The organism is Clostridia bacterium (genome assembly GCA_014360065.1).
Classification (GTDB): Bacteria; Bacillota; DSM-521; order Neomoorellales; family JACIYF01; genus JACIYF01.
This window is the reverse complement of record JACIYF010000199.1, coordinates 1-2912: the sequence shown is the minus strand read 5'-3', so window position 1 is coordinate 2912 and position 2912 is coordinate 1. Positions and strand designations below refer to the sequence as shown.

Genomic DNA, 2912 nt, shown 5'->3' with positions numbered 1-2912 from the left:
AATGGCAAAGACCATTGGTGGGCGGCGGGCACATTTTGTTGCCAAAGGATTCACTAACAACCATATTGGTCGACCTCCAGTCCCGATCTTTGCGCCCCATCGATTTGCCCGAACGCCTGCAGGTGGTGGCAATGGCAACGGCCGGCGAGAGGGGATTCTACGTCCTGCGCTCAGATGGGGTAGACCTGATGGGCTGGGATGGAAAACTGATCTGGTCTTTTCGGCCTCCCGCCCAGGCGCCTCCCAGGGAAGGGAATCTGCTGGAGATACGCCCCTATTCGACCCGAATGAACCCATGGCAACTGGCAACATGCGGCCAGAGCCTTATCGGCGTACAGCCGGAAGCTCTCTACTCGCTCGACCCCGAGACCGGAAGGTCAAAATGGGTTCGTTTCCCGCAGGGCAAGTTTTCGGGGATACTGGTCTCTCCCGATGGCAAGACAGTCTATGCCGCCGATGCTTGGTCCGGCGGCCGGCAGATCCGGGCCTATACTTCCGCCGGCGAGCTGCTCTGGACCTACCCGCTCCCGGCCGAGTGCCAACAGTTGGAGTGGCAGGTTTTCGATTCCGGCCTAGCCCTAGCTCCTGACCCAGCCACCAGCAACGAGGTAAGTATAGTCGATCAAGGTGGAAAGCCTAAAGGCTCTATAACCGTTAAGAAGTCAGGGAGTAACTACTACTCCCTAGCCGCTGCCTCTGGGGTGCTGCTTGTAGCCACCACCGATATGGTCTCCGCCTACGACCCCGCCACCGGCGAGCTGCTCTGGAGGCTAGAAAGCGAGGGGCAGCGAAAAGGAAGCTACTGGTACGGCTACAAGTTTGACCAGCGAGGGATTACCGAGTACCAGGGGCTGGTTATCATTCGCGACTACCGCGGGGTAGGCGCCTATCACCCCCGAACCGGCAAGCCGCAATGGTTTTTCCCCACCCCCACCCTTTACCTTGAGCCCGGGCCCAAGCTCCTCTATGCGGTGACCTCAAGCGGGCTATTTGCCCTAGCCAACCCGTAGCCCCGTGCTTGGCCGAGCCCACCAGAACCGGAGCCAAGCCAATAGCCTATGACTTCCTACGAGCGCTTGAGCGGACTGAGGTTACCACCAGCGCCTTGTTCACCGGTAACCCTTAGGGACGTTCCCAGCTTCAGACTTCTCCCGCTACCTAAAGGTCCGGCTCCACTACAGACAGCTAGAGCCCGTTTCCATTCGTTCCCAGGTGCCCGGCACCGGAGGCTACCTGTGGTCAACCTTGCGTAGAGAAAAGCTAGTGACAGGCAACTCGCTGGCCTCGATACGAGATAGGTCAACGATTTGGCTGGCTCGATCAACATCAATGCCTACCAGCCGGCCTTCGGCGTCAAAATCCAACACCACCCCAGGGGCAACCTCGGTAGAGTCCACGCTAGGTTTCTCGGAAAGATCAATGTAAAGTGAGTCGGTTTCAGGGTAGTAGTGAAACTTCACTATGGCTTTCCCCCTCTGAACCCACGATCAGGAAACGCGTTATGTACCGTCTCCCCATCTTCTAAAGTGACAACCCGCAGGTATTTTTGCAATTCAGTTACAAAGATCCAGTAACGGACTCGGCCATCAGCCTGTGTTTCTCGGTGTTCAGGGTGCCTGACTGCTCGTTGACACCATTCACGACGAATAGATAGGCGCTTACGCAATACTTGCTCCTCAAAATAGCGAGTTATCTTCATTCTATACCCATTCCCCTGAATACACCTGTGAGGGGCTTTCAAAGCTTGTTTTGGCCACAGTGCAGATGCCCGTTAGACTGCGTATTATCACATGCTTATTATACTACACGTACTGCGCGTAGCACACCCGACCACTACGGTGTCACGGGACTACAATATTGTCACGCGAGCGCTGATAGAGAAAACTCACCATGTCTTCTTCCATTCGTTCCCAGGTGCCCGGCACCGGACTCTTCCTAGCTTTGCCAAGAAGAGCTCCCGGCGCATAGAGTGACTGGTGCCGGGGCGGGCAGCTTCATAGTAGGGGGCTTTGGCAGGATCGGCAGCTTCGCAAGCAGGAATACGAACACAAGTCACGAATGATGAGAAAGTTGGATTTGCCATGAGTTTCCACATCTGGTAGCCGCCTACTACCGGTATCAACACACCTTCTGCCTAAGCGGCGCTTGCCGCGAGGTGCTTGGAAAGCAAAGAAGGGAGAACTAGAAGGCAACAATGAAAGGGAAAAAGGTGTATAACAGTAAGGCCCTTGTCTGGTGGGGGCTAGCCGGCGTGGTGCTCTTGGCCTTCATCCTCAGGCTAGCGTGGGTGCTAAACGTACATACATATCCCATTTCCGATTTCGGCTGGTACCATGAGCGCGCCCTGGGCCTCATCCACGGGCAGGGCTACAGCGTTAACGGCAAGCCCACCGCTTACTGGCCCATCGGCTACCCGCTGTTTTTGGCCGGACTTTACAAGCTCTTTGGTCCCCATTACTACGTGGCCAAGGCCGCAAACGTAATCATGGGATCGCTAACGGCAGGACTAACCTATCTAATCGGCAACCGATTGGCGGGCTTCTGGACCGGGCTATTCGCGGGCTTGGCCCTGGCGCTTATGCCTAGCCAAATCGAGTGGACGAGCGTCCTATGCTCAGAGATCCTCTTTACTTTTCTGCTTTTGGCATCCACCTATCTACTAGTGGTCAAGCGCCCTGAGCGGCAAGGTTGGCTTTATCCGGCCGTCTCCGGGCTGCTCCTGGGAGCCGCTTCTTTGGTTCGAGCTACTAGCCTTGCTCTCCCCTTGGGCGCATTTGTCTTTTACTGGATCTTTCGCCGCAGCTTCCGGCAAGCCAAGTTTATCCAGCTCCTGGGAGTCAAGTTCCGTAAGTTTTACCAGAGCGATACCAACGCCTATCTTTTTAGCCTTACCCCCACCCATCCTCCGCTCC

4 protein-coding genes are annotated in these 2912 nt (G+C 56.0%); 2 read left to right on the top strand and 2 right to left on the bottom strand.

Annotation, left to right across the window (positions count from 1 at the left end; genetic code table 11):
- The first annotated feature begins 38 nt into the window (after positions 1–38).
- A complete protein-coding gene (locus H5U02_14915; GenBank protein ID MBC7343711.1) occupies positions 39–1010 on the top strand; it encodes a PQQ-like beta-propeller repeat protein in 972 nt (323 codons plus the stop codon).
- Between the two features lie 219 nt (positions 1011–1229).
- Here H5U02_14915 and H5U02_14910 read toward each other — a convergent pair whose 3' ends face one another.
- Both H5U02_14910 and H5U02_14905 read right to left on the bottom strand, forming a co-directional pair.
- Positions 1230–1460, bottom strand: a complete 231-nt coding sequence (locus tag H5U02_14910; GenBank protein MBC7343710.1) for a DUF2283 domain-containing protein — start codon at positions 1458–1460, stop codon at positions 1230–1232.
- Positions 1460–1699, bottom strand: a complete 240-nt coding sequence (locus H5U02_14905) for a hypothetical protein (protein MBC7343709.1) — start codon at positions 1697–1699, stop codon at positions 1460–1462. Before H5U02_14905 ends, H5U02_14910 begins: the two co-directional genes overlap by 1 nt.
- Before the next feature lie 495 nt (positions 1700–2194).
- Here H5U02_14905 and H5U02_14900 point away from each other — a divergent pair.
- Positions 2195–2912 (top strand): glycosyltransferase family 39 protein (locus H5U02_14900; protein ID MBC7343708.1); only part of this gene is annotated, 718 nt, incomplete at its 3' end.

Bases quoted from the DNA above. Each gene is read 5' to 3' on its own strand.
- H5U02_14905 (MBC7343709.1), bottom strand. From the start codon at position 1,699: ATGAAGATAACTCGCTATTTTGAGGAGCAAGTATTGCGTAAGCGCCTA.